This window comes from Pseudomonas sp. Q1 (genome assembly GCF_009935975.1).
Classification (GTDB): domain Bacteria; phylum Pseudomonadota; class Gammaproteobacteria; order Pseudomonadales; family Pseudomonadaceae; genus Aquipseudomonas; species Aquipseudomonas palleroniana.
The window spans coordinates 114,599-137,643 of sequence record NZ_QODI01000010.1 but is presented as its reverse complement, the minus strand read 5'-3'; the positions used below and the strand labels follow the sequence as shown (position 1 = coordinate 137,643).

The following is a 23,045-nucleotide window of genomic DNA, read 5'->3' as shown; positions in this document are numbered from 1 at the left end:
ATATTTATTTTTTCGCCTTTTTTCGTTTCTTCATGGCATAGGCTGTCATTTTGGCGAAAGCGTTGGCGACATGGAGGTAATGCGCCTTGTCATCGTCATCGTAGTCACCATCGCCGTCGACGTCATCCGGCGCCGAGGCGGTGTCGTAGTTACCGTCGTGTTTGCTGGACGACGCGTAAACCGCCCAATCCAGATCGCCGTTAATGTACGTTTCCATAACGATTTCCTTGCTACCGTCGTTCTCGAAATCCTCTGCCGAAACGCGTAATTCATAGATCGCCATAATAGGCTCCTGCTTGGTTTAGAAGGGAGACCCAAGTTAGGCGCGGCGATTTTTACTGTCTACTGTCAGACTTCACAGGTGATTGGGTATCCAGTGCTTCACAACATAAAAAAAGCCCATCCACCGAAAGAGGGGAACGGGCCTTTTCTGAAACGGAACGTTCAGGTCATTTTCAAACCTTGACGATCCAACCTTCCGGCGCTTCAACATCACCGGTCTGCACACCGGTCAGCTCTTTGTAGAGCTTCTGGGTGATCGGGCCGACTTCGGTCTCGCTGTGGAACACATGCAGCTTGCCGTTGTACTGGATACCGCCGATTGGCGAGATCACGGCGGCGGTACCGCAGGCACCAGCTTCCTTGAACTGATCCAGTTTGTCGATGAACACTTCGCCCTCGACCACTTCCAGGCCCAGGCGGGTCTTGGCCAGTTCGATCAGCGACAGGCGGGTGATGCCTGGCAGTACCGAAGGCGACTTCGGCGTGATGAACTGGTTGTCGTGGGTGATCCCGAAGAAGTTCGCCGAACCGACTTCTTCGATTTTCGAATGGGTCATCGGGTCCAGGTAGATCGCGTCGGCGAAGCCGGATTTCTTCGCTTCGGAACCTGGCATCAGGCTGGCGGCGTAGTTGCCACCGACCTTGGCGGCACCGGTGCCTTGTGGCGCGGCGCGGTCGAAGCTGGAGATCTGGAAGTTGTGAGGCGTCAGGCCACCTTTGAAATAGGCGCCGACCGGGATGCAGAACACCGAGAAGATGAACTCCGGCGCGGTGCGCACGCCGATGTTGTCACCGGTGCCGATCACGAACGGGCGCAGGTACAGCGCGCCGCCGCTGCCATACGGCGGGATGAACCGCTCGTTGGCCTTGACCACTTGCTTGCAGGCTTCGATGAACACGTCGGTCGGTACATGCGGCATCAGCAGGCGTGCACAGCTGCGTTGCATGCGGGCGGCGTTCTGGTCCGGGCGGAACAGGTTGATCGAGCCGTCCTTGCAACGGTAGGCCTTGAGGCCCTCGAAGCACTGCTGGCCGTAGTGCAGGGCGGTGGAGCCCTCGCTGATGTGCAGCACGTTGTCGTCGGTCAGGGTGCCTTCTTGCCATTCGCCGTTTTTCCAGACCTGGAGAAACCGCTTGTCGGTCTTGATGTAGTCAAAACCCAGCTTGTCCCAATTGATGCTCTCGTTACCCATGACACCCTCTAATCTCTGGTCAAGTCGGTTTTTTTCTGAATGGGCACAACAATACTGCATTCTGGCTGTGTGTGGGAGCGGGCTGATGGTGGCGAGGGAGCTTGCTCCCGCTCGACTGCGTAGCAGTCGCCAGCTTTTGGGGGCGCTTCGCACCCCAGCGGGAGCAAGCTCCCTCGCCACGGAAACCGTTCCGGTCAAAGGTGCAAGGCATGCCCCAAGGCCCGCAGCGCCGCTTCCTGCACCGCTTCACCCAGGGTCGGGTGAGCATGGATGGTGCCGGCCACATCTTCCAGGCGCGCCCCCATTTCCAGGCTCAGGCCGAAGGCCGTGGACAATTCGGACACACCGACCCCCACGGCTTGCCAACCGACAATCAGGTGATTGTCACGCCGTGCCACCACCCGTACGAAGCCGGTTTTCGACTCCAGGGTCATGGCCCGGCCATTGGCCGCGAACGGGAAGCTCGACACGATGCAATCCAGGCCCGCCGCCTTGGCCTCATCCGGGGTCTTGCCGACCACCACCAATTCAGGATCGGTAAAGCACACGGCAGGGATCGCCGCCGGGTTGAATTCGCGGTGTTTGCCGCTGATCAGTTCGGCGACCATCTCACCCTGGGCCATGGCCCGGTGCGCCAGCATCGGCTCGCCGCTCAGGTCGCCGATAGCCCACACGTTGCGCATGCTGGTCTGGCAATGCTGGTCGACCTTGATCGCTGCGCCGTTCATGTCCAGATTCAGCGCTTCGAGGTTCCAGCCTTGGGTGTTGGGTTTGCGACCTACGGCCACCAGCACCTGATCCGTCTCCAGCGACACCGTGTCGCCATTCGGATCACGCACTTGCAGGCGGTTGTGCTCGAAACCGGTGACGCTGTGCTTGAGGTACAGCTTCACGCCCAACTGCCTGAGGGATTCGTTCACCGGTTGCGTCAGCTCGGCGTCGTAGGCCGGCAGAATGCGCTCTTGCGCCTCGACCACACTGACCTCGGCGCCGAGCTTGCGGTAGGCAATCCCCAGCTCCAGGCCGATGTACCCGCCACCGACCACAATCAAGCGCTTGGGCACACGGGTGGGCGCCAGGGCTTCGGTGGAGGAGATGACCGGGCCGCCAATCGGCAGCATCGGCAGGTTGACGCTTTTCGAGCCGGTGGCCAGCAGCAGGTGTTCGCAGTGGATACGCTGCTCGCCCACCTCGACGGTCTTGCCGTCCACCACCTTGGCCCAACCGTGGATCACCTGCACTTTGTGCTTCTTCAGCAGTGCAGCGACGCCGGTGGTCAGGCGGTCGACGATGCCGTCTTTCCATTCCACGCTTTTGCGGATGTCCAGGGTCGGCACATCCACTTCGATACCCAACGGCGAACCCTGGCTGTGGTGCACGGTTTGCTGGAACTGCTCGGCCACATGGATCAGCGCCTTGGACGGGATGCAGCCGATGTTCAGGCAAGTGCCGCCCAGGGCCTGGCCTTCCACCAGAATGGTCGGGATGCCCAGTTGGCCGGCGCGGATCGCCGCCACATAACCGCCGGGGCCGCCGCCAATGATCAGCAGCGTGGTGTTCAATGTCTGAGTCATGCCCTTACTCCAGGAACAGGCTGGCGGGTTGTTCGAGCAGGCCGCGAATGGCCTGGATGAATTGCGCCGCGTCCATGCCATCGACCACACGGTGATCGAAGGAACTGGAAAGGTTCATCATCTTGCGCACCACGATCTGGCCCTTGATCACCATCGGCCGCTCGACCATGCGGTTGACGCCGACAATCGCCACCTCCGGCAGGTTCAGCACCGGGGTGCTGACGATGCCGCCCAAGGCGCCCAGGCTGGTCAGGGTAATGCTCGAACCGGACAGCTCATCGCGGCTGGCCTTGCCGTTGCGTGCGGCGGTGGCCAAGCGCGCGATTTCTTCGGCGGTGCTCCACAGGCTGCGCGCCTCGGCGTGACGCACCACCGGCACCATCAAACCCACGTCGCTTTGCGTGGCGACGCCCACATGCACCGCGCCAAGGCGGGTGATGACCTGGGCTTCGTCGTCGTAGCGTGCGTTGATCTGCGGGAAGTCGCGCAGTGCCACCACCATCGCACGCACGATAAACGGCAGCAGGGTCAGCTTGCCGCGAGTCGCGCCGTGCTTCTCATTGAGGTGCACGCGCAGCTCCTCCAGAGCGGTGACGTCGATTTCTTCCACATAGCTGAAATGCGCGGCGCGGCGGGTCGCATCCTGCATGCGCTGGGCGATCTTGCGGCGCATGCCGATCACCGGGATCTGCGCTTCGTCGTGGCGTTCGGCGTAGGGGTCGGCGGCTGTCGATGCCTTTGCCGTGCCTTGTTGCAGATAGGCGTCGAGGTCTTCGTGCAGGATCCGGCCGGCCGGGCCCGAGCCCTGCACCAGACGCAGCTGGATACCCGCATCCAGCGCATGTTTGCGCACTGCAGGGGAGGCCAGGGGGCGCTCACCGGCTTCGCGGGCGACGGGCGCGGCCGCAGGCTTGGCCGCCGCCCTGGTTTCAGCGGCAGCGGGTGCCGGCTTGGCCTCGACAACGGGGGCGGGCGCCGCCTTGACCGGCTCCGCCGCTGCCGGCGCGTCCTTGGCGTTCCCCGCACCTTCCACTTCAATGCTGATCAGGATACTGCCCACCGCCATGACCTCGCCCGGCTCGCCACCGAGGGAAATCACCCTGCCGTGTACCGGCGAGGGAATGTCCACCATCGCCTTGTCGGTCATCACATCCGCCAGCACCTGGTCTTCAACCACCAGGTCGCCGACCTTCACATGCCAGACCGACAGTTCAACTTCTGCGATGCCTTCGCCAATGTCCGGCATCTTGATAACGTGCGTGCCCATTCAGACCTCCATGACCCGTTTCAACGCCGCGCCCACTCGAGACGGCCCTGGGAAATACGCCCACTCCTGCGCGTGCGGGTAGGGGGTGTCCCAACCGGTGACGCGTTCGATCGGCGCTTCCAGGTGATGGAAGCAATGCTCTTGCACCAGCGACACCAACTCGGCACCAAAACCGCAGGTGCGCGTGGCTTCATGCACCACCACACAACGGCCGGTCTTTTTCACCGACTTGACGATGGTGTCCAGGTCCAGCGGCCACAGGCTGCGCAGGTCGATGACCTCGGCGTCGATGCCGGTTTCTTCGGCGGCGACCTGGGACACATACACGGTGGTGCCGTAGGTCAGCACGGTCACGGCGGAGCCGGGACGCACGATGGCGGCCACGTCCAGCGGCACGGTGTAGTAACCGTCCGGCACTTGTGCTTGCGGGTGTTTCGACCACGGCGTGACCGGACGATCGTGATGGCCATCGAACGGGCCGTTGTACAGGCGCTTGGGCTCCAGGAAGATCACCGGGTCATCGTTTTCGATCGAGGCGATCAGTAGGCCCTTGGCGTCATAAGGGTTGGAGGGCATCACCGTGCGCAGGCCGCAGACTTGGGTGAACACCGCTTCGATACTCTGGCTGTGGGTCTGGCCACCGTAAATGCCACCGCCGCAGGGCATGCGCATGGTCAGCGGCGCCGTGAACTGGCCGGCCGAGCGATAACGCAGGCGCGCAGCTTCCGAGATGATCTGGTCGGTGGCGGGGTAGACGTAGTCGGCGAACTGGATCTCGGCCACCGGGCGCAGGCCATAGGCACCCATGCCCACGGCCACGCCGATAATCCCGCTTTCCGAGATCGGCGCGTCGAACACCCGCGAACTGCCGTACTTGTTCTGCAAGCCTTCGGTGCAACGGAACACGCCGCCGAAGTAACCCACGTCCTGGCCGAACACCACCACGTTGTCGTCACGTTCAAGCATCACATCCATGGCCGAGCGCAGGGCCTGGATCATGGTCATGGTGGTGGTGGTCATGGCGGTTTCCAATTCGATGCTGTTGTTGTGATCGTTCATGTCAGATCCCCAACTCTTGACGCTGGCGCTTCAAGTGCTCCGGCATCTCTTTGTAGACGTCTTCGAACATGGTCGCGGCGCTTGGAATCTGGCCGCCGGCGAGGGTGCCGTACTGTTCGGCCTGTTTTTGCGCGGCGATCACTTCGGCTTCAAGTTCGGCGCTGACCGCCGCATGTTCCTCTTCGGACCACTGGCCAATCCGTATCAGGTGCTGCTTGAGGCGCGCAATCGGATCACCCAGGGGGAAGTGGCTCCAGTCGTCGGCAGGGCGGTATTTCGACGGATCATCGGAGGTCGAGTGCGGGCCGGCGCGGTAGGTGACCCATTCGATCAGGGTCGGCCCCAGGTTGCGCCGCGCACGCTCGGCGGCCCAGGCGGAGGCGGCGTACACCGCGATGAAGTCGTTGCCGTCCACGCGCAGTGAGGCGATACCGCAGCCGACGCCGCGTCCGGCGAAGGTCGTGGCTTCACCGCCGGCGATGGCCTGGAAGGTGGAGATGGCCCACTGGTTGTTGACCACGTTGAGGATCACGGGCGCACGGTACACGTGAGCGAAGGTGAGAGCAGTGTGGAAGTCGGCCTCGGCGGTGGCGCCGTCGCCGATCCAGGCCGACGCGATCTTGGTATCGCCCTTGATCGCCGAGGCCATGCCCCAGCCCACGCCTTGTACGAATTGGGTGGCGAGGTTGCCGGAAATAGTAAAGAAACCGGCATCTTTCACCGAATACATGATCGGCAGCTGGCGGCCCTTGAGTGGGTCGCGCTCGTTGGACAGCAGTTGGCAGATCAGGTCCACCAGCGGCACTTCGCGGGCCATCAGGATGCTTTGCTGACGGTAGGTGGGGAAGCACATGTCGTCGATGTTCAAGGCCAGGGCCTGGGCACTGCCGATGGCTTCTTCACCGAGGCTTTGCATGTAGAACGACATTTTCTTCTGACGCTGGGCGACCACCATGCGGTTGTCGAAAATCCGCGTCTTGAGCATGGCGCGCATGCCGCGACGCACGATCTCGACCGAAACGCCTTCGGCCCACGGGCCAAGCGCCTGACCCTGGTCGTCGAGCACACGGATCAGGCCCTTGGCCAGGTCGGCGGTGTCAGCGGGTTCTATATCGATGGCGGGTTTGCGCACCAGGCCGGCGTCGTTCAGGCGCAGGTAGGTAAAGTCGGTCTTGCAGCCTGGGCGGCCCGAGGGTTCGGGAACGTGCAGGCGCAGCGGTTCGTACTGCTGGGTCATGGCTTTCTACGCTCTATCTTGTGAATTTCTTGTAGTGGGCGCGCTAGCTGACAGTCAGACTCCGGGTAGGAGAAATCTTGTCCTACAACAATCATAGGCGTGGCGTAGAAGAATATTTATCTCTGTTTCATTGCACCCGAGATCATTTGCGGATAAAAAAACTACATAAACATAATAAACAGGTGATTTTGTCTCATGCGCAAACTGGACCGTACCGATATCGGCATTCTCAATGCATTGCAGGAGAACGCTCGCATCACCAACGCCGACCTGGCGCGTTCGGTGAACCTGTCGCCCACGCCGTGTTTCAACCGGGTGAAGGCGATGGAGGAGTTGGGGCTGATTCGCGAGCAGGTCACGTTGCTCGACGCCGACCTGCTGGGGCTGCACGTGAATGTGTTCATTCATGTCAGCCTGGAAAAGCAGAATGAACTGGCGTTGCAGCAGTTCGAAGGGGCGATTGCAGACCGTCCGGAAGTGATGGAGTGTTACCTGATGGCCGGTGATCCGGACTACCTGATCAGGGTGCTGGTGCCGACGATCCAGTCATTGGAGCGTTTCATGATGGACTTTCTGACCAAGGTGCCGGGCGTAGCCAATATCCGTTCCAGTTTCGCCCTCAAACAAGTGCGGTATAAAACGGCGCTGCCATTGCCGCGGGATGGGCTGATGGTGTGACGGTTAATAACCGCAAGAGCTGGTTTTTTTGATGTTTAGCTAAGTAAATAATCGCACTTTTTTATTGGGCGGTTTCAATAAAAAACGACTTGGACAGTCACACTTTTTTCACCTTCACTTGTACACAGTCGTACTCGTCAGGCCGCGTCCTACGCGGCCAAGGGAAGGGTGAGCCGCATGTCCATGAGATCCTTGAAACTGAATTTTCGTACCACACTGTGCTTCGGTGTGGTCTGTTTCCTGCTGTTGATACAAGGCGCAATGACCCTCATAAAAGTCGATCAGGTGTATTCGTCAACGGTCGAAATAGATACCAACTGGCTTCCCAGCATTCGCCTGGCGGGCAAGATTGACACCGCTTTTTACAAGCTACGTCTCGATTTGCGCCGTTATGCCATGGAATACGGCGCCAAGGACCCCGCTTCCCTTGAAAAGGTCAAGGCCGTGCGCGATGAGGCGCTGCAAGTCGCCGACAGTTATGCACCCATGGTGTCGAGCCCTGAGGAACAAGCCAAGTACAACGAAGTGCTGACCAACATAAAGAGCTACAGCCAGAAAATGGATGAGTTCCTGGCCCAGGCTTCCAGCTTTTCTCCTGAGCAGATGGCGGTGTATCTGCGTGACGTCAACGGCCCGATTGGGCTTCAGGCGCAGAAGGCCCTGGACGAGTTGATAGCAATCAATGAACAGGGCTCCACGTCAACGGTGCAATTCGCTGCGCGTGAACATGAGACCGCCCGCTTGTTTACCTGGGTGCTGATGGTCTGCTCGGTGCTGATCACCGTGGCAGTCGCGCGGCTGTTTACCCGCAGCATCATCCACCCGGTGCGCGAGTTGTTGATATCGACCGGCAAAATCGCCGACGGTGATCTGCGCCTGGCCATTGCCATCAGCGGCAAGGACGAATTGACCGACCTGCAGAAGTCGACCGCCGCCATGCAAATGAACCTGAAAAGCACCCTGCAGCATATATCCGAAGCGTCCGGCCAGTTGGCTTCGGCAGCGGAGGAAATGAGTGCGATCACTCGCGAGTCCACCGCCGGCATTGAGCGCCAGAGTATGGAGACTGATCAGGCTGCCACGGCGGTCAATGAAATGACCGCGGCGGTAGAAGAAGTCGCGAGGAATGCGGTGTCTGCCTCCCAGTCGACGCAAGACTCCCAGCGCTCGGCCAAAGTGGGCCAGGAGCGTGTGACGCAAACCATCGCATCGATTGAGAAATTGAGTTCCACGGTGCAGCAGACCGGGGTGGAAGTCGAAGGGCTGGCCAAGCAGGCACAGGACATTGCCCGGGTGGTCGAAGTGATCCGCTCGATTGCCGAGCAAACCAATCTGCTCGCCTTGAATGCGGCAATTGAGGCCGCACGGGCTGGGGAGCAGGGGCGAGGCTTTGCGGTCGTGGCCGACGAAGTCAGGGCGTTGGCCCATAGAACGCAAACGTCGACCCAGGAAATCGAACAGATGATTGCCAGGATCCAGAGCTGCTCGAGCGAGGCGGTGGCGTCCATGGCGCTCAATCGCGACGAGGCGGTGGATTCCTTGAAGGTTGCCCATGAAGCCGGCGTGGCCATTACCCAGATCACCCAAGCCATTAGCGACATCAACGAACGCAACCTGATGATCGCGACCGCCTCGGAACAGCAAGCCCAGGTGGCGCGTTCGGTTGACCAGAACCTGATCAGCATCCGCGACCTGTCCATCCAGAGTTCGTCGGCTGCCGGCCAGACGTCCATCGCCAGTCAGGAACTGTCGCGACTGGCAGTGGATCTGAAACAGATCGTGGCGAAGTTCTCCGTGAGTTGATGGCGGGGGCAGTCAGGCGTTGGGGGATGGACAAATGTTGAAGTGCATTCCGTGCTCACGGGTGATTCTGGGCATGCACATTCATAAGCTGGAGGGCCCATGGATCGACCACGGGTTCTGGAGAAGCAGCTTTTTACTGGAGCGCGAGGAGGACCTGCAGCGGTTGCTGATGTCGCAGGTGCGGCGGGTCTGGATCGACACGGCCAAGGGCTGCGATGAGCCACCGCGCGTTCGACCGGCCGCGGGTACCCTCAAAACCCCTGGCACAGTGCGTCCGGTGGTGGCGACTCCGGTGGACATGAAGGCCGAGATAGCCCGGGCGGTGAAGGTGTGCGCGGTCGCCAAACGTGCCGTCATCCGTATGTTCAGCGACCTGCGCATGGGGCAGGCGGTGGATGTGCGTCAGGTGGCGAGCCTGGTGGAGGAGATCTCCCACTCCGTGCTGCGTCACCCCCATGCCTTGCTCAGCCTGGTGCGCCTGAAAAAGGCCAATGAGTATACCTACATGCATTCCGTCGCCGTCAGTGGCTTGATGATCGCACTGGCGCGGCAGTTGGAGCTTTCGCCCGAGTTGGTCCAGGAAGCGGGGCTGGCGGGGTTGTTTCATGACGTAGGGAAAATGGCGATTCCCGAGGATATTTTGAACAAGCCCGCCCAATTGACCGAGACGGAATTCGGCACGGTACGCCGGCACCCGGAGGAAGGCGCTCGGATGTTACGGTTATGCCCGCAGATCAGCGCCTTGGTATTGGATGTGTGCCTGCATCACCATGAAAAACATGATGGCAGCGGTTACCCCAATGGGCTGGCGCAGGACCAGATCAGTCTGTTCGCCCAGATGGGTGCGGTGTGTGACGTGTATGACGCGGTCACCTCTGATCGCCCTTACAAGCAAGGCTGGGGCCCCGCCGAAGCGATCCAGAGAATGGCGGAGTGGAAGGGCCATTTTGATGCGCGGGTGTTCCAGGCGTTTGTTCGGTGCGTAGGCATTTACCCCGTTGGCGCCTTGGTGCGCCTGGAAAGTGGTCGCATTGGCGTGGTGGTCGAACAAAGCCCCAAGTCGCTGCTGGCGCCCAAGGTCAAAGTGTTTTTTTCGGTGCGTTCACGCTTGCCGATTCCTCAGTCGGTGGTCAACCTGGCTGAGCAACCGGACAAGATCATCGGCCGTGAAAACGCCGAAGACTGGGGCTTCAAGCATGTCGACGAATTGTGGTCGGGGCTCGCACCCTCCCGGTCGTCGTACTTCGAGTAAGTGCGCTTCAGAGCTGGTTGAGTGGAATCTTCAGGTACACCACACCGTTATCTTCTGCGGGCGGCAGGTTGCCCGCCCGCACATTCACCTGGATCGCCGGCAACAGCAGCGTCGGCATGCCCAGCCCGGCATCGCGCTGGGTGCGCATGGCTACAAACGCCGCTTCGTCCACGCCGTCATGCACATGGATATTCCCCGCGCGTTGTTCCGCCACGGTCGTCAGGCACTTGGCCTCCCGACCGACAGGCGGATAGTCGTGGCATACATACAGTTGGGTATCCGGCGGGTAGGCCAGCAGCTTGCGCATCGACGCATACAACTGCCGCGCATCGCCGCCAGGGAAGTCGCAGCGGGCGGTGCCCACGTCGGGCATGAACAGGGTGTCGCCCACCAGGATCAGGCGCTCGTCGATCAGGTAAGCCATATCGGCCGGTGTATGACCGGGCACATGCAGCGCCTGGGCTTTCAGCCCGCCGATAGAGAAGATTTCATCCGGCGCGAACAGATGATCGAACTGTGAACCATCGGCGCGAAACTCCGGCTCCAGGTTGAACAGGTTCTTGAACACGCCCTGTACTTTGCTGATGCACTGGCCGATGGCGATCTTGCCGCCCAGGGTCCGGCGCAGGTAGGGCGCGGCGGACAAGTGATCGGCGTGGGCATGGGTTTCCAGCAGCCACTGCACCTGCAGTTGGTGGGCCTGCACAAAGCTGATCACTTTGTCCGCCTGGCGCGTATCGGTGCGCCCGGACGCGGGGTCGTAGTTGAGCACCGAGTCGACGATGGCGCAGGGTCCGCCGTCGGCTTCATAGACGACATAGGTGTAGGTCGACGACGCCTCGTCCAGAAAGGATTGAATCAACGCTGACATGACGGCTGTCCCTGATGCTGAAAAAAGTGATTACAATCACTTTACATTTACACATAATGTTTTGAGCTTAAGTGACACAAAGGACCTGAGGCAAATGGAATCTACGTTGAGTGAAGGCGAAGTCGCGCAGTTGCGTGCATCGGCGTCCAAGGCCTGCACGTTGCTCAAGGCGCTGGCCAACGAGGATCGTTTGTTGATTCTCTGCCAGTTGACCCAAGGTGAACGCAACGTCGGCGAGCTGGAAACCATGACCGGCGTACGCCAGCCCACCCTGTCGCAACAGTTGGGCATCCTGCGTGATGAAGGGTTGGTCGCTACCCGTCGGGAAGGCAAATACATTTTCTACGGCCTGGCCAGCCACGAAGTGATTCAAGTGATGAAAACCCTGTCCGGGCTGTACTGCGGCGCGGTCATGAAAAGCTGGGCGTGACGCCATCCGGCAGCGACCCTTGTGTGCATGCAACAAGAAGGCGATCGACCATGAATGACCAACACTGTGGCCCAACCATCAGTGGCGATATCGTAGTCATCGGCGGCGGCTCGGCAGGCATCGGCCTGCTGGCCAGCCTGCTCAAGCGCGACCCACAGCTGAACATCATCCTGATTGAACCGAACGCTCACCACAGCTACCAGCCGGCCTGGACCCTGGTGGGCGGCGGTGCCTATGACGTGAAAAAGACCCGCCGCCCCCTGGCCGACGTGCTGCCCAATGGCGTCACCTGGGTGCAGGCCGCCGTCACCGAACTGCTGCCGGACGCACAGACCCTGGTGCTCGACAGCGGCCAGCGCGTGACCTGGAACAACCTGATCGTGTGCCCCGGCCTGCGCCTGGCCTGGGAGAAGGTCGAGGGCCTGCAAGCGACCCTCGGCCAGAACGGCGTAACCTCCAATTACAGCTATGAACATGCCGCCTACACTTGGCAATTGGTGCAGCAACTCAAGGGCGGCAAGGCGATCTTTACCCAGCCGGCCATGCCGATCAAATGCGCGGGTGCGCCGCAGAAGGCCATGTACCTGTCCTGCGATCACTGGCTCAAGCAGGGCCGCCTGAACAGCCTGGAGGTGGAGTTCAATCTGGCGGGTGCGGCGTTGTTCGGCGTGGCGACCTTTGTTCCGCCGTTGATGAAGTACGTGGAAAAGTACAACGCCCGGCTGGCGTTCAATTCCAACTTGGTGAAAGTCGACGGCCCGGCCCGCAAGGCCTGGTTTGAAGTCAAAGACGCCGAGGGTAACGTCACGCTCCAGGAAAAAACCTTCGACCTGCTGCATGTGGTGCCCCCGCAAGTGTCGCCGGACTTTATCCGCCACAGCGCCCTGGCCGATGCCGCCGGCTGGTGCGAAGTGAACCCGCACAGCCTGCAACACCTGCGTTACCCGCATATCTTCGGCCTGGGCGATGTGTGCTCCACCACCAACGCCAAGACCGCCGCGGCGGTGCGCAAGCAAATCGTGGTGGTCGCCGAAAACCTGCTGGCCCTGCGCAAGCAGGCACCGCTGCCGCTCAAGTATGACGGCTACGGTTCCTGCCCGCTGACGGTGGAGAAGGGCAAGGTGGTGCTGGCCGAATTCGGCTACGGCGGCAAGCTGCTGCCGACTTTTCCCCTCGACCCGACCCGGGCGCGGCGCTCGATGTGGTTCCTCAAGGCGACCCTGCTGCCGTGGTTCTACTGGAACGGCATGCTCAAGGGCCGTGAATGGCTGACCCGCCTGAGCAAGGTGGACTGAATGCTGCTGGCCAGTGTGTTGGGCTTGCTGATGGGCGTGGTAATGGGCTTGACCGGCGCGGGCGGCGGGATCCTCGGGGTGCCGGCGTTGGTCCTGGGGCTGGGCTTGAGCATGACCCAGGCCGCGCCGGTATCGCTGCTCGCCGTCGGCGCCGCTGCGGCCGTCGGCGCGATCGATGGGTTGCGCCATGGCCTGGTGCGCTATCGCGCCGCGTTGCTGATCGCGGTGCTCGGCGGGCTGTTTTCACCCTTGGGGGTGTTCCTCGCCCATCAACTGCCGGAACACCTGCTGATGGCGCTGTTCAGTGGGTTGATGGGGCTGGTGGCCTGGCGCATGTTGCAGCGCGAAAAAACCGCGGCCGGGCCGAGTGATCATGGCAGCGCGTCCTGGGGCCAGAAAAACTGCATGCTCAACCAGCAGACCGGGCGCCTGGCCTGGACCGCCAAGTGCAGCGCCACGCTGGCGGCGCTGGGCGCTGTGACCGGGGCGGTGTCGGGCCTGCTGGGCGTGGGCGGCGGCTTTCTGATCGTACCGGCCTTCAAGCAACTCACCGATGTGCAGATGCGTGGCATCGTCGCCACGTCGTTGATGGTGATCAGCCTGATCTCGCTGATCGGTGTGGCGGGCGCGTTCCACGCGGGTGTGCGCATCGAGCCGCTGGGCTGGGTGTTCATCGCTGCCAGTATCGTCGGCATGCTGGTCGGTCGGCGCCTGTGCGCGCGGGTTCCGGCGCGCGCCTTGCAGGTGGGTTTTGCCGGCCTGTGCGTCCTGGTCGCGGTTGGCATGTTGTTCAAGGCCGGTCTTACGTCCTGAGTGGCGGGCCTGTGACCGGGCCCGTCTTACACCCAACTTGCCGGGCACTCGTGGCCCGCCCAAAGCACCCGCGCTTTGCCCCCAAAGGCAGCGTGCGCGCTTGCAAGCCTTATCCCATCGCATCCCCCCACCCAGTACCCAAGTAGCATAGGTGTCACCCCCGGCCCTTCGTACACTCATGCCTCAGAGGGGGAGCACACGATGTACAACAGTGAAGGCGTAGTCAGTGCCATGTCACAGGCCATGGATGCCGGGCAGGCCGCCGAAGAGTTGGCGCGACAGCTGCTGCATCCGTACCTGGGGTTTGTGCTGTTTTTTTGCTCGGCGTCGTACGATCTGCAGGCGTTGGGCAATGCCTTGCAGCAATGCTTCGGCACGGTGCGCGTGGTCGGTTGCACCAGCGCGGGCGAGATCACGCCCCAGGGCTACGGCCGTAACTGCATCACCGCGATAGGGTTCAACCACGCGCATTTCTCCATCGCCACCGAACTGATCGACCAGGTGGAACACTTCAGCCTGATCAACGCCCAGGACATGGTCGAGCGTCTGGTCGGCGGCTGTCGCAGCAACACCCTGGCGCCGATCAAGGGCAATACGTTCGCCCTGACCTTGCTCGACGGCCTGTCCAGCCGCGAAGAAATGGTGCTGGCTGCCCTCAGCGCCGCCCTGGGCGATATCCCGCACTTCGGCGGCTCGGCCGGCGATGACAATTTCCTGCATACCCACGTGTACTTCAACGGCGTCTTCCACAGCGGAGCGGCGGTGGTGGTGCTGGTCAATACCTGGCTGGATTTCGAGGTGTTCACCACCCACCACATCCAGCCGCGTACCGAGAAACTGGTGGTGACTGGCGCCGACAGCCCGTCGCGTCGCGTGTTCGAGCTCAACGCCGAGCCCGCCGCCGAAGAGTACGCGCGCCATATCGGCGTCGCGGTGGCCGACCTTGACCACCGCATCTTCGCTGCGCACCCGTTGGCGGTACGTATCCACGACTATTACTACGTGCGCGCGATCCAGCAGGTGCATGACGACCTGAGCCTGAGTTTCTACTGCGCGGTGGAAAACGGCATCGTGCTCACCGCGATGACACCAGGGCCGATCCTGCCCAACCTGGAAACCTTGTTCGACGGCCTGCAATCGCGTCTCGGCGAGCTGCTGCTGACCATTGGCTGCGATTGCTTCCTGCGCCGCCTGGAGCTGGAAGACAACGGCGACCTGGAGCCGATCGGCACGTTCCTGCGTGACCACCGGGTGATGGGCTTCAACACCTACGGAGAACAGTTCAATGGCATGCACATCAACCAGACCTTCACCGGGGTCGCCATTGCCCGGGGCCGACGCTGAACTGCTCGCCCAGGTGGCCCGGTTGCAACAGGACAACCACAAGCTGGCGCGCATCAATGCGGCGCTGATCGAGCGCATCGAGTCGGGCCTGCCCCAGGGCAACAGCCCTTACACCACCTTCCAGCATTCGGTGGTGTTGGCCGAGCAAGTGCGCGAACGCACCGATGCACTCAACCAGGCGATGGCCGAACTGAAGGCCAGCAACCATTTGCTGATCAACGCCCGGCTGCGCGCCGAAACCTTGCGCGGCGAACAGGTCGCGGCGCAGAAAGCGCAGGAAAGCGAGCGCTGGATTCGCTTGATCACCGACAACGTGCCTGCCCTGATCGGCTACCTGAATGCCGACCTGGTCTACGAATTCACCAACAAGGTGTATGAAGAGTGGTACTGCTGGCCGCGCGGCATGATGCTCGGGCAAAGCCTGCGCGAAGTGCACAGCGAGCAGCATTGCCAGCGGCTGGACGCGTATGTCGCCCGCGCCCTGGCCGGGGAGAGCGTGACCTTCGAATTCGCCGAAACCAATATCAATAACCAGGAGCGCTACATGCTGCGTTCCTATGTGCCGAACGTGTTGGCCACGGGCGAAGTGGTCGGGATCTTCGTGCTGATCCGCGACATCACCGAGCGCCGCCGCACGGCCGAAGCCTTGCACCAGGCCTATCAACATCTGGAGCAGCGCGTCGCCCAGCGCACCTCGGAACTGACCGCACTCAACGACCAGTTGTTGAAGGAGATCGATGAACGGCGGCGCATGGAGACCCGCCTGCGCGAAGCCAAGCTGGAGGCCGAGCAGGCCAACCTGTCGAAAACCAAATTCCTCGCCGCCGTCAGCCATGACCTGCTGCAACCGCTCAATGCCGCTCGGCTGTTTACCAGCGCCTTGCTCGAGCGCCCCAGCGAAACCCTGGTGCGCAACGTGAGCAACTCCCTGGAAGACGTGGAAAACCTGCTGGGGACCCTGGTGGATATCTCCAAGCTGGATGCCGGTGTGATCAAGGCGGACATCGCGCCTTTTGCCCTCAGTGAACTGCTGGACAATCTGGCCGCCGAGTACACCCAATTGGCCCGCGCCGAAGGGTTGGAACTGCGCTTTATCGGCTGCTCGGCGCTGGTACGCAGCGATATCCAGTTGCTTGCGCGGATCTTGCGCAACCTGTTGAGCAATGCGCTTCGCTACACCTATACGGGCCGCGTAGTGCTCGGTTGCCGGCGCCACCCGCAACGGTTGTCGATCCAGGTGTGGGACAGCGGCATGGGCATCGCCGAGGAGCGCCTGGAGGAGATTTTCCAGGAGTTCAAGCGCGGCGATGTGCAGCGCCCGGACCAGGACCGGGGGTTGGGCCTGGGGTTGGCGATCGTGGAAAAGATCGCCGGGATACTCGGCCATCGCATCAGCGTCCGGTCTTGGCCGGGCAAGGGTTCGATGTTTGCGGTGGAGGTGCCGCTCAGCGCTACCGCGCCCAGGCCGCTGCCGATGGTGGCGATGAGCGAACCGTTGCTGGAGCGCCTGCAAGGTGCGCGGGTGTGGGTGCTGGATAACGACGCGGCGATCTGCGCCGGTATGCGCACGTTACTGGAAGGGTGGGGCTGCCGGGTCATCACGGCGTTGTCGGAGCAGGACCTGGCGCGGCAGGTGGATAACTACCACGCCGAGGCCGACCTGTTGATCGCCGACTACCACCTGGACGACGATCAGAACGGCGTGGACGCCGTGGCCCGCATCAACGCCCGGCGCGGCAGTGCGATCCCGGCCATGATGATCACCGCCAACTACAGCAATGAGTTGAAGCTGCAGATCCGTGAGTTGGGGTACACGTTGATGCACAAGCCTGTGCGCCCCATGAAACTCAAGACCGCCATGAGCCACCTGCTCGGCCCGGCCTTGTAGTGAGCGGGCTTGCCCCGCGCCGGGTGGCGCAGCCGCCCCAACAAGACCGATGCGGTGTTGCAGTGAGACCGAGGTGCCTGGGGCCGCTGCGCAGCCCAGCGCGGGGCGAGCCCTAATGCCTGTCAGTTAAGCGATAAAGCGGACGGTGGATAAATTGTGGGAGGGGGGCTTGCTCCCGATGGCCTGCGTAGCAGGCCCATTTTTGAGGCCGCTGCGCGGCCTATCGGGAGCAAGCCCCCTCCCACAGTGACCGCGTTAATCCTTAACTGACTGGCATTAGGGCAAGCCCGCTCACTACAAGGTCAGCGGCGCAGGTATGAGCCGAAATCAATGTCCCCGGCACTGAGGATCGCCTGGACGCGGTTGTGCACATTCAGCTTGCGCAGGATTGCCGACACATGGGCCTTCACCGTGGTCTCGGCGATCTCCAGGGTATAGGCGATCTGCTTGTTCGACTCCCCCTTGGTCATGCGCTCCAGTACCAGCAATTGCTTGCGTGTCAGCGCCTGCAGCAATTCCGGGGCAAAGCCCGGGTTGTCGTGCATGCGCCGTTGCCCGGTGTTTTTCTGGGTGCGGATGATGTCCGACGGCAGGTATACGTTGCCGTTGAGGATCTGCTGGATCGCCTCGGTCATTTGCTGGCGCGGCGAGGACTTGGTGATGAAGCCCACCGCGCCATAGGTGATGGCTTGCAGCACGATCTGCTTGTCTTGCTCGGCCGAAACGATCACCACCGGGATGGTCGGCGACTCGTTGCGCAGGTTGATCAGCCCATTGAGGCCGTGCATGCCCGGCATGTTCAGGTCCAGCAGGATCAGGTCGAGGTCATCGTGGTCCTGGGTCAGGGCGAGGGCGCTGTCCAGGTCGGCGGTTTCCATGATGTCGCTGCCGGGGAAACCATCGCTGATGACGTTGTGGATCGCTTCGCGAAACAGCGGGTGATCGTCGGCAATCAGGATTTTGTACATGGCCGTTCACCTTTTTATTCTGATTATTGGAAGGGTTCTGGTTGTGCCGTTGCCACCGGCAGGTTTGCCGCTTCCCACGCGTCCAGGCCGTCGCGATACCAGTACACAGAGGTATAGCCCAGGTTGGCGGCTCGTTTTACCGCGTTCCAACTCAACCAGCAATCGGAGCGGCAATAGAACACCAGCGCTCGTGTCAGGTCGCCGGCGGTGTAGCGGTACAAGTGGCGCACGAAATATCCCTGCCACTCAGGCGTGAGGTCGCCGTCGCCGGTATTGGCCAGCCAGTGGCTGCCGGGCAGGTTGGCGTGAGGCTGGTCTTCAATGAAGCGGCCTTGCAGCCAGGGGCGGCGGTAAACGTCGATCAACACCGGCGGCGGGGTCTGGGTGAGCAGGGCTTGCAGGGCCGGCGTGTCGAGGGTCGTTGCGCCGTTTACCTGCTCAGGGGTCGGGCTGCGATACAGGCTGATGCGCATGCCGTCGGCGGAAAACAGCGGCGTGTCGGCCTGGGCGTGGGCGACAAACAGGCACAACAGGGCCAACAGGGGCAATCGAGCGGGCAGCATGGCAGGGTAGTCCTTATCGTTATGCCGCCATTACACGCCAGTCCCGAGCCCTTGGGAATGCGACGATAGACACGAAAACCAGTACCAAAGTAGTAGTTTTCAGCCTTTCTTGCGCAGGGCCGCATGCTGAGGGTTGAACGTCAGTACCGCCAGCAGCGCGAACGTCAGGGTCAGCCCCAGGCACACCGCCAGGGCCAGGGGGGCGAAGCGTTCGTACAAGGCAAAACGCACCAGTTCTACCGCATGGGTGAACGGGTTGACTGCGCACAACCAATACAGCCACTCGCTGGAGTCGCGCATCTTCCACAGCGGGTACAGCGCCGACGACAGGAAGAACAACGGGAAAATCACAAAATTCATTACCCCGGCGAAGTTCTCCAACTGGCGGATCGCGTTCGACAGCAACAGGCCCAGGGCACTGAGCATCAGGGCCACCAGCAGCAACGCCGGCAGCGCCAGCAACAGGCCCATGGCCGGCGGTTGCACACCGTAGACCCAGGCAATCGCCAGGAACCCATACACCTGCAATAACGAAATCAACGCGGTCGCCATCAGTTTGCTGCACAGCAGGAACGTGCGCGGCAACGGGCTGGTGAGCAGCACCCGCATGCTGCCCATTTCGCGGTCGTACACCATCGCCAGCGACCCTTGCATGCCGTTGAACAGCAGGATCATGCAGGCCAGCCCCGGAATGATGTACACCTCGTAGGGGATGTAGGTGTCGTAGGGTTCGATCACCGAGATCCCCAGGGCGGCGCGAAAGCCAGCGGCGAATACGAGCAGCCACAGCAGCGGGCGCACCAGGGCGCTGAGAAACCGCGTGCGCTGCAGCACAAAGCGCAGCCATTCGCGCAACACGATGCCGCGCAGACATTGCCAGTAAGCGTTCATGCCACAGCTCCCGTCGGCGTGGGGCGTGTCAGGCGGGCGAACAGGCTGCCCAAGTCGCCGCCTTGTTCGCGTATCAGCGTGTCGACCTGCCCGCTGGCCACCAAGCGGCCTTGATGCAGGATCAGCAATGCATCCTCGGCGCGCACTTCATCGAGCAGGTGGGTGGTCCACAACACACTGATTGCCTGGTCCAGGCACAGGCTGCGCACGTGCTGGTTGAGCGCCAGCCGGCTGGCCGGGTCGAGGCCCACGCTGGCTTCGTCGAGCAACAGCAGGCGCGGCCCGTGCAGCAGTGCGCGGGCGATTTCCACCCGGCGCCGGTGGCCGCCATTGAGTTCGCGCACCCGCTCCCGGCGACGTTCGCCAAGGGCCTGGCGAGCCAGCTCGGCGTCGACCCGTGCGGCCGCCTCGCGACGCGACAGGCCATGCAGCGCGGCGTGATAACGCAGGTTCTGTTCCACGCTCAAATCCAGGTCCAGGGTGCTTTGCTGGAACACCACCCCCAGTTGCTGCAATGCCGCACGCGGGGCCTGCGCCAGGCAATGCCCGCCCACCCGGATCGTGCCGGCCTGCAAGTCGTACAAGCGCGTGAGCAGGGCGATCAAGGTCGACTTGCCGGCCCCGTTCGGCCCCAGCAACGCTGCAAACTGCCCCGGCGCCAGGCTGAAACTCACCGCCTGCAACGCCTGCCGAGGGCCATAGGCGAAGCTGAGCCGGCTGACGTCCAACGCGTTCATGGTGTCACCACCACACCCCATGGGTAGCGCCCGACCTTGATCGACTTGACCACCTTGAGGCTGTCCACATCGATCACCGACACATCGCCGCTCACGCCGTTGGTGGCCAGCAACTGTTTCTCATCGGGCGTGAACGCCAGTTGCCAGACGCGGCGGCCGACCACCAGGTAGTCGAGGATTTCGAACGTCTTGGCGTCAATCACCGCCACATGGTTGGCCGGGCCCAGGGCGACAAATGCGTACTTGCCGTCGGCGCTGAGCTTGATGCCCACCGGTTGCACCTTGTCCGGGTGCACGCCCTTGATCTTGAAGGTCAGGGTCTTGAGGATTGCACGGCTGGCCACGTCGAGAATCGTCACGGTGCCGCCGATTTCCGCCGAGGCCCAGAGCTGCGCACCGTCGTGGCTGAATTCGACAAAGCGCGGGCGCTGGTCCACCGGGGTACTGTCGGCCAGCGTCTGGGTACGGGTGTCGATCCAATGCAGCATGTTCGTGGTTTCGCTGGTGTTCACCGCCCACTTGCCGTCGGGGCTGACCGCCATGCCTTCGGGTTCGACGCCGACGTTGATCTGGCCCAGCACCTTGGCAGTTTCGGTGTCGATCACCGTGACCAGTGCATCGTCTTCGTTGGACACATACAACCAGCGGTTATTGGGGTGCAGGGCAAATTGCTCGGGGTCTTTGCCGGAGGGCAGCTCCTTGACGATCTTGCGGGTGGCCACGTCCATCACTTGCACCCGGTCCGAGTCACTGGCGCAGATGTACAACAGCTTATTGTCATGGGACAGCAGCAGGCCGCGTGGACGCTGGCCGACCTTGAGCGTGTCGGTGACTTGCAGGGTCTGCATGTCGATCAGGCTCAGGCTGTTGTCTTTCTCGTTGGAGACCCAGGCGGTGCTGGCCACGGCGTGCCCGGCGGCAAGCAGCAGGGCGCATGAAAGCAGGGTGCGGCGCATGGCGGATTCCTTATTGTTTTATGTGTTCAGGGATAGCGGCAGGTCACCTCGGGCTGGTCATAGCCCAAGCTGTCCATTTCGTTGAAGGGGTGCAGGAAACCCTCTTGAGGCGAGGTACTGACCAGCGCCCGCGGTTGCACGATGGGGATCGGCTGGCGCAGTTGGCCATTCCAGGGGCGATAACTGAGCTTGCGGCCCTTGAAACCATCCAGCGGCAGTTGCTCGCCCAACGCCAGTTGGCGGATCGCCATGGGGTCGGCCTGACGCAGCTTGCTGACGGCGCTGGCGACGCTGCGCACCGCCATCCAGGCGGCGAAGTCGCGGTCGTTCATCCAGCGCCCGGCCAGGGCTTCGAAGCGCTTTTGCAATTGCGCGGCGCCGTAGGTCTCCACGGTTTTGTGCCAGCCGGTGGGGGTCAGGCCCTGGGTGCCGGCCACCGGGCGCGGGTACCAGGTCTGGTAGGGCACGTATTCGCCGAAGTCGCCGCGCTCGTCGGCCACCAGTACCACGTCATAGTCATCCGCCTGGGTGAACAGCGGCATATCGGCCTGGGCGCTGCGGCGTTGATCGTTATCGAAACGCCAGGCTTTTTCCGCGACCCAGCGCACGCCGAAACGCTTGGCGGCGCGGCGCAGGGCGGCGGCATAGGCCTGGTCATCCTCGGTCGGGCCGACGATCAGCAGCGCCCGTTGCCATTTGCGCACCACCAGAAACTGCATCAGCGCATCGGCCAGCATTGCGCGGCTCGCCAGGCTGTGCAGCACGTTGCCCAGGCAGTCGGTGCTGCGCAGGCGGTCATCGGGGCTGCCGGCGTTGAACAGCAGGCTGTCGGGCAACGCAGCGCTGAGTTGGCGCAGGCTGGCGGCGGGGGCGTTGACCACGAACAGGCGCAGGCCCTGGTCATGCTGGGCCTTGGCGGCGGCGAGCAGGGCCTCGGGCGTGTCGACCGTGGCGCTGGTGAGGCTGTAATGCTGGTTGAGAAAGGCGCCGGTGCTGTTGCTGTCGATGATCGCCAATTCAGCGCCGCGTTGCCCGGCGTCGGCGGGTTCGCCGATCACATTGGACAGCAACGGCCCCGGGTCGGGGCGATACCCCAGGTAACCGATGGGCACCGGCAACGGTGCCTCGGCGGCCTGGCTGCCAGGGGCACACACCACCGCCAGCAGGCAGATCACGGCGTAGGGGGCAAGCTGGCGCATAAGGCACTCCATGACAGGTAGCGCCAGCATAGAAAGCCCCGTTCCCCCTGCAAATATGCAGAAAGTACCGCTGAGCCAGTACCAAGGTCGTAGCCCGCAAGTCCGCCGAGGCCGGCAAGACGTCCCGCAGCGCCGCTGTTTCAGGCGTGCCCCACAAGCCCTACTACCAAGGGAGGAGGGCGCGGCCACCAAAGCAGCATACGGCCCGTGGCCCAGGGTTTTTAAGATGCCTGCCATAACCTCGAACCATGAGGTTTTGCGTGCAATCCTGAGGGCAAAAATAATGACAACAAAACGCAATGCCGTGCTCGTGGCCGGGCTGTTGGTCGGTGTGATCGGTGCCGGTTCCGCGCTGGCCCATGGCAATGTGGTGCCGCAAGCGGTGGAGACCAAAGGCCTGACGTCGATCAAGGATGCCGGAGTGGCGGTCGACGCTGACGGCTGGGCTGCCGTGAACCCTTATCGCACCTCGCCCGAGCACGATAAAGCCGTGGAGATCGGCGCCTCCGCCTACAACCAGAACTGCGCCGCGTGCCATGGGCTGGAAGCCAAGTCCGGTGGTATCGCGCCTGACCTGCGCCTGCTGGACGCCGGCGAGGCGGGGGATGAGTGGTTTGTGGAGCGCGTGCGCAATGGCGCAGTGCGTGACGGGCGGGTGTACATGCCGAAAATGGCCGACTACCTGAGCCAGGAGGCTTTGTGGGCGGTGCGCACTTACCTGGACTCCGTGCGCGTCGAGGAGTAA

Annotated in this window: 22 protein-coding genes; 9 read left to right on the top strand and 13 right to left on the bottom strand. The window is 62.3% G+C overall.

Going from position 1 to position 23,045, the window contains the following annotated elements; all coding sequences use genetic code 11:
• Positions 1-4: 4 nt before the first annotated feature.
• From DK870_RS17320 to DK870_RS17295, 6 genes are all read right to left on the bottom strand, one after another.
• Positions 5-283 carry a hypothetical protein gene (locus tag DK870_RS17320; RefSeq protein ID WP_161549231.1) on the bottom strand — a complete coding sequence of 93 codons (279 nt, stop codon included), beginning with the start codon at positions 281-283 and terminating at the stop codon, positions 5-7.
• Positions 284-455: 172 nt separating this feature from the next.
• Positions 456-1,475, bottom strand: a complete 1,020-nt coding sequence (locus DK870_RS17315; protein WP_090370004.1) for a branched-chain amino acid aminotransferase — start codon at positions 1,473-1,475, stop codon at positions 456-458.
• A 194-nt stretch (positions 1,476-1,669) separates the two neighbouring features.
• Entirely contained in the window at positions 1,670-3,049 is a 1,380-nt protein-coding gene (lpdA, locus tag DK870_RS17310) for a dihydrolipoyl dehydrogenase (protein ID WP_161549230.1), read from the bottom strand.
• 4 nt (positions 3,050-3,053) lie between these two features.
• A complete protein-coding gene (locus DK870_RS17305; protein WP_161549229.1) occupies positions 3,054-4,316 on the bottom strand; it encodes a dihydrolipoamide acetyltransferase family protein in 1,263 nt (420 codons plus the stop codon).
• Positions 4,317-5,375 (bottom strand): alpha-ketoacid dehydrogenase subunit beta, encoded by a 1,059-nt coding sequence (locus tag DK870_RS17300; protein ID WP_090370010.1) that lies wholly within the window; start codon positions 5,373-5,375, stop codon positions 4,317-4,319.
• A 1-nt stretch (position 5,376) separates the two neighbouring features.
• Positions 5,377-6,612 carry a 3-methyl-2-oxobutanoate dehydrogenase (2-methylpropanoyl-transferring) subunit alpha gene (locus tag DK870_RS17295; protein ID WP_161549228.1) on the bottom strand — a complete coding sequence of 412 codons (1,236 nt, stop codon included), beginning with the start codon at positions 6,610-6,612 and terminating at the stop codon, positions 5,377-5,379.
• A 195-nt stretch (positions 6,613-6,807) separates the two neighbouring features.
• Here DK870_RS17295 and bkdR point away from each other — a divergent pair, with 195 nt between their 5' ends.
• From bkdR to DK870_RS17280, 3 genes are all read left to right on the top strand, one after another.
• A complete protein-coding gene (bkdR, locus tag DK870_RS17290) occupies positions 6,808-7,290 on the top strand; it encodes a Bkd operon transcriptional regulator BkdR (RefSeq protein WP_060756806.1) in 483 nt (160 codons plus the stop codon).
• A 261-nt stretch (positions 7,291-7,551) separates the two neighbouring features.
• Complete coding sequence (locus DK870_RS17285) at positions 7,552-9,093, top strand: methyl-accepting chemotaxis protein (protein ID WP_372241679.1); 1,542 nt, start codon at positions 7,552-7,554, stop codon at positions 9,091-9,093.
• A 34-nt stretch (positions 9,094-9,127) separates the two neighbouring features.
• Positions 9,128-10,345: an HD-GYP domain-containing protein gene (locus tag DK870_RS17280; RefSeq protein ID WP_161549226.1), complete on the top strand. Its 1,218-nt coding sequence runs from the start codon at positions 9,128-9,130 to the stop codon at positions 10,343-10,345.
• Between the two features lie 7 nt (positions 10,346-10,352).
• Here the strand turns inward: DK870_RS17280 and DK870_RS17275 are convergent, their stop codons facing one another.
• Positions 10,353-11,216: an MBL fold metallo-hydrolase gene (locus tag DK870_RS17275; protein ID WP_161549225.1), complete on the bottom strand. Its 864-nt coding sequence runs from the start codon at positions 11,214-11,216 to the stop codon at positions 10,353-10,355.
• 94 nt (positions 11,217-11,310) lie between these two features.
• Here DK870_RS17275 and DK870_RS17270 point away from each other — a divergent pair, with 94 nt between their 5' ends.
• The 5 genes from DK870_RS17270 to DK870_RS17250 all read left to right on the top strand — a co-directional run bounded on the left by DK870_RS17270 (position 11,311) and on the right by DK870_RS17250 (position 16,986).
• On the top strand, positions 11,311-11,646 hold the full coding sequence (locus tag DK870_RS17270; RefSeq protein ID WP_060756802.1) for a metalloregulator ArsR/SmtB family transcription factor: 336 nt from the start codon (positions 11,311-11,313) through the stop codon (positions 11,644-11,646).
• A gap of 50 nt (positions 11,647-11,696) precedes the next feature.
• Positions 11,697-12,941 (top strand): FAD/NAD(P)-binding oxidoreductase, encoded by a 1,245-nt coding sequence (locus DK870_RS17265; protein WP_104994223.1) that lies wholly within the window; start codon positions 11,697-11,699, stop codon positions 12,939-12,941.
• Positions 12,942-13,754 carry a sulfite exporter TauE/SafE family protein gene (locus tag DK870_RS17260; RefSeq protein WP_161549224.1) on the top strand — a complete coding sequence of 271 codons (813 nt, stop codon included), beginning with the start codon at positions 12,942-12,944 and terminating at the stop codon, positions 13,752-13,754.
• 201 nt (positions 13,755-13,955) lie between these two features.
• Positions 13,956-15,098: a nitric oxide-sensing protein NosP gene (gene nosP, locus DK870_RS17255; RefSeq protein ID WP_060756799.1), complete on the top strand. Its 1,143-nt coding sequence runs from the start codon at positions 13,956-13,958 to the stop codon at positions 15,096-15,098.
• Positions 15,040-16,986, top strand: a complete 1,947-nt coding sequence (locus DK870_RS17250) for a NahK/ErcS family hybrid sensor histidine kinase/response regulator (RefSeq protein ID WP_161549223.1) — start codon at positions 15,040-15,042, stop codon at positions 16,984-16,986. Before nosP ends, DK870_RS17250 begins: the two co-directional genes overlap by 59 nt.
• A 302-nt stretch (positions 16,987-17,288) precedes the next feature.
• Here the strand turns inward: DK870_RS17250 and DK870_RS17245 are convergent, their stop codons facing one another.
• The 6 genes from DK870_RS17245 to DK870_RS17220 all read right to left on the bottom strand — a co-directional run bounded on the left by DK870_RS17245 (position 17,289) and on the right by DK870_RS17220 (position 22,300).
• Positions 17,289-17,954, bottom strand: coding sequence for a response regulator transcription factor (locus DK870_RS17245; RefSeq protein ID WP_060756797.1), 666 nt, complete (start codon positions 17,952-17,954; stop codon positions 17,289-17,291).
• A gap of 23 nt (positions 17,955-17,977) precedes the next feature.
• Positions 17,978-18,517: a PQQ-dependent catabolism-associated CXXCW motif protein gene (locus tag DK870_RS17240; protein WP_060756796.1), complete on the bottom strand. Its 540-nt coding sequence runs from the start codon at positions 18,515-18,517 to the stop codon at positions 17,978-17,980.
• A gap of 99 nt (positions 18,518-18,616) precedes the next feature.
• Complete coding sequence (locus tag DK870_RS17235) at positions 18,617-19,408, bottom strand: ABC transporter permease (RefSeq protein WP_161549222.1); 792 nt, start codon at positions 19,406-19,408, stop codon at positions 18,617-18,619.
• Positions 19,405-20,145 carry an ABC transporter ATP-binding protein gene (locus DK870_RS17230; RefSeq protein WP_161549221.1) on the bottom strand — a complete coding sequence of 247 codons (741 nt, stop codon included), beginning with the start codon at positions 20,143-20,145 and terminating at the stop codon, positions 19,405-19,407. Before DK870_RS17230 ends, DK870_RS17235 begins: the two co-directional genes overlap by 4 nt.
• Positions 20,142-21,101 (bottom strand): YVTN family beta-propeller repeat protein, encoded by a 960-nt coding sequence (locus tag DK870_RS17225; protein WP_161549220.1) that lies wholly within the window; start codon positions 21,099-21,101, stop codon positions 20,142-20,144. The genes DK870_RS17230 and DK870_RS17225 overlap by 4 nt, the downstream gene beginning before the upstream one ends.
• A 26-nt stretch (positions 21,102-21,127) precedes the next feature.
• The gene (locus DK870_RS17220; protein WP_161549219.1) at positions 21,128-22,300 is read right to left on the bottom strand and encodes an ABC transporter substrate-binding protein; all 1,173 of its coding nucleotides are present in this window, start codon (positions 22,298-22,300) and stop codon (positions 21,128-21,130) included.
• A gap of 283 nt (positions 22,301-22,583) precedes the next feature.
• On the opposite strand from DK870_RS17220, the gene pedF reads away from it, so the two are divergent.
• Positions 22,584-23,045: a cytochrome c-550 PedF gene (pedF, locus tag DK870_RS17215; protein WP_161549218.1), complete on the top strand. Its 462-nt coding sequence runs from the start codon at positions 22,584-22,586 to the stop codon at positions 23,043-23,045.

What these genes read in the sequence shown, in the direction of transcription:
- DK870_RS17320 (WP_161549231.1), bottom strand. Translation starts at nt 283, where the DNA reads ATGGCGATCTATGAATTACGCGTTTCGGCAGAGGATTTCGAGAACGAC.
- DK870_RS17315 (WP_090370004.1), bottom strand. Translation starts at nt 1,475, where the DNA reads ATGGGTAACGAGAGCATCAATTGGGACAAGCTGGGTTTTGACTACATC.
- lpdA (WP_161549230.1), bottom strand. Translation starts at nt 3,049, where the DNA reads ATGACTCAGACATTGAACACCACGCTGCTGATCATTGGCGGCGGCCCC.
- DK870_RS17305 (WP_161549229.1), bottom strand. Translation starts at nt 4,316, where the DNA reads ATGGGCACGCACGTTATCAAGATGCCGGACATTGGCGAAGGCATCGCA.
- DK870_RS17300 (WP_090370010.1), bottom strand. Translation starts at nt 5,375, where the DNA reads ATGAACGATCACAACAACAGCATCGAATTGGAAACCGCCATGACCACC.
- DK870_RS17295 (WP_161549228.1), bottom strand. Translation starts at nt 6,612, where the DNA reads ATGACCCAGCAGTACGAACCGCTGCGCCTGCACGTTCCCGAACCCTCG.
- bkdR (WP_060756806.1), top strand. Translation starts at nt 6,808, where the DNA reads ATGCGCAAACTGGACCGTACCGATATCGGCATTCTCAATGCATTGCAG.
- DK870_RS17285 (WP_372241679.1), top strand. Translation starts at nt 7,552, where the DNA reads ATGACCCTCATAAAAGTCGATCAGGTGTATTCGTCAACGGTCGAAATA.
- DK870_RS17280 (WP_161549226.1), top strand. Translation starts at nt 9,128, where the DNA reads ATGTTGAAGTGCATTCCGTGCTCACGGGTGATTCTGGGCATGCACATT.
- DK870_RS17275 (WP_161549225.1), bottom strand. Translation starts at nt 11,216, where the DNA reads ATGTCAGCGTTGATTCAATCCTTTCTGGACGAGGCGTCGTCGACCTAC.
- DK870_RS17270 (WP_060756802.1), top strand. Translation starts at nt 11,311, where the DNA reads ATGGAATCTACGTTGAGTGAAGGCGAAGTCGCGCAGTTGCGTGCATCG.
- DK870_RS17265 (WP_104994223.1), top strand. Translation starts at nt 11,697, where the DNA reads ATGAATGACCAACACTGTGGCCCAACCATCAGTGGCGATATCGTAGTC.
- DK870_RS17260 (WP_161549224.1), top strand. Translation starts at nt 12,942, where the DNA reads ATGCTGCTGGCCAGTGTGTTGGGCTTGCTGATGGGCGTGGTAATGGGC.
- nosP (WP_060756799.1), top strand. Translation starts at nt 13,956, where the DNA reads ATGTACAACAGTGAAGGCGTAGTCAGTGCCATGTCACAGGCCATGGAT.
- DK870_RS17250 (WP_161549223.1), top strand. Translation starts at nt 15,040, where the DNA reads ATGGCATGCACATCAACCAGACCTTCACCGGGGTCGCCATTGCCCGGG.
- DK870_RS17245 (WP_060756797.1), bottom strand. Translation starts at nt 17,954, where the DNA reads ATGTACAAAATCCTGATTGCCGACGATCACCCGCTGTTTCGCGAAGCG.
- DK870_RS17240 (WP_060756796.1), bottom strand. Translation starts at nt 18,517, where the DNA reads ATGCTGCCCGCTCGATTGCCCCTGTTGGCCCTGTTGTGCCTGTTTGTC.
- DK870_RS17235 (WP_161549222.1), bottom strand. Translation starts at nt 19,408, where the DNA reads ATGAACGCTTACTGGCAATGTCTGCGCGGCATCGTGTTGCGCGAATGG.
- DK870_RS17230 (WP_161549221.1), bottom strand. Translation starts at nt 20,145, where the DNA reads ATGAACGCGTTGGACGTCAGCCGGCTCAGCTTCGCCTATGGCCCTCGG.
- DK870_RS17225 (WP_161549220.1), bottom strand. Translation starts at nt 21,101, where the DNA reads ATGCGCCGCACCCTGCTTTCATGCGCCCTGCTGCTTGCCGCCGGGCAC.
- DK870_RS17220 (WP_161549219.1), bottom strand. Translation starts at nt 22,300, where the DNA reads ATGCGCCAGCTTGCCCCCTACGCCGTGATCTGCCTGCTGGCGGTGGTG.
- pedF (WP_161549218.1), top strand. Translation starts at nt 22,584, where the DNA reads ATGACAACAAAACGCAATGCCGTGCTCGTGGCCGGGCTGTTGGTCGGT.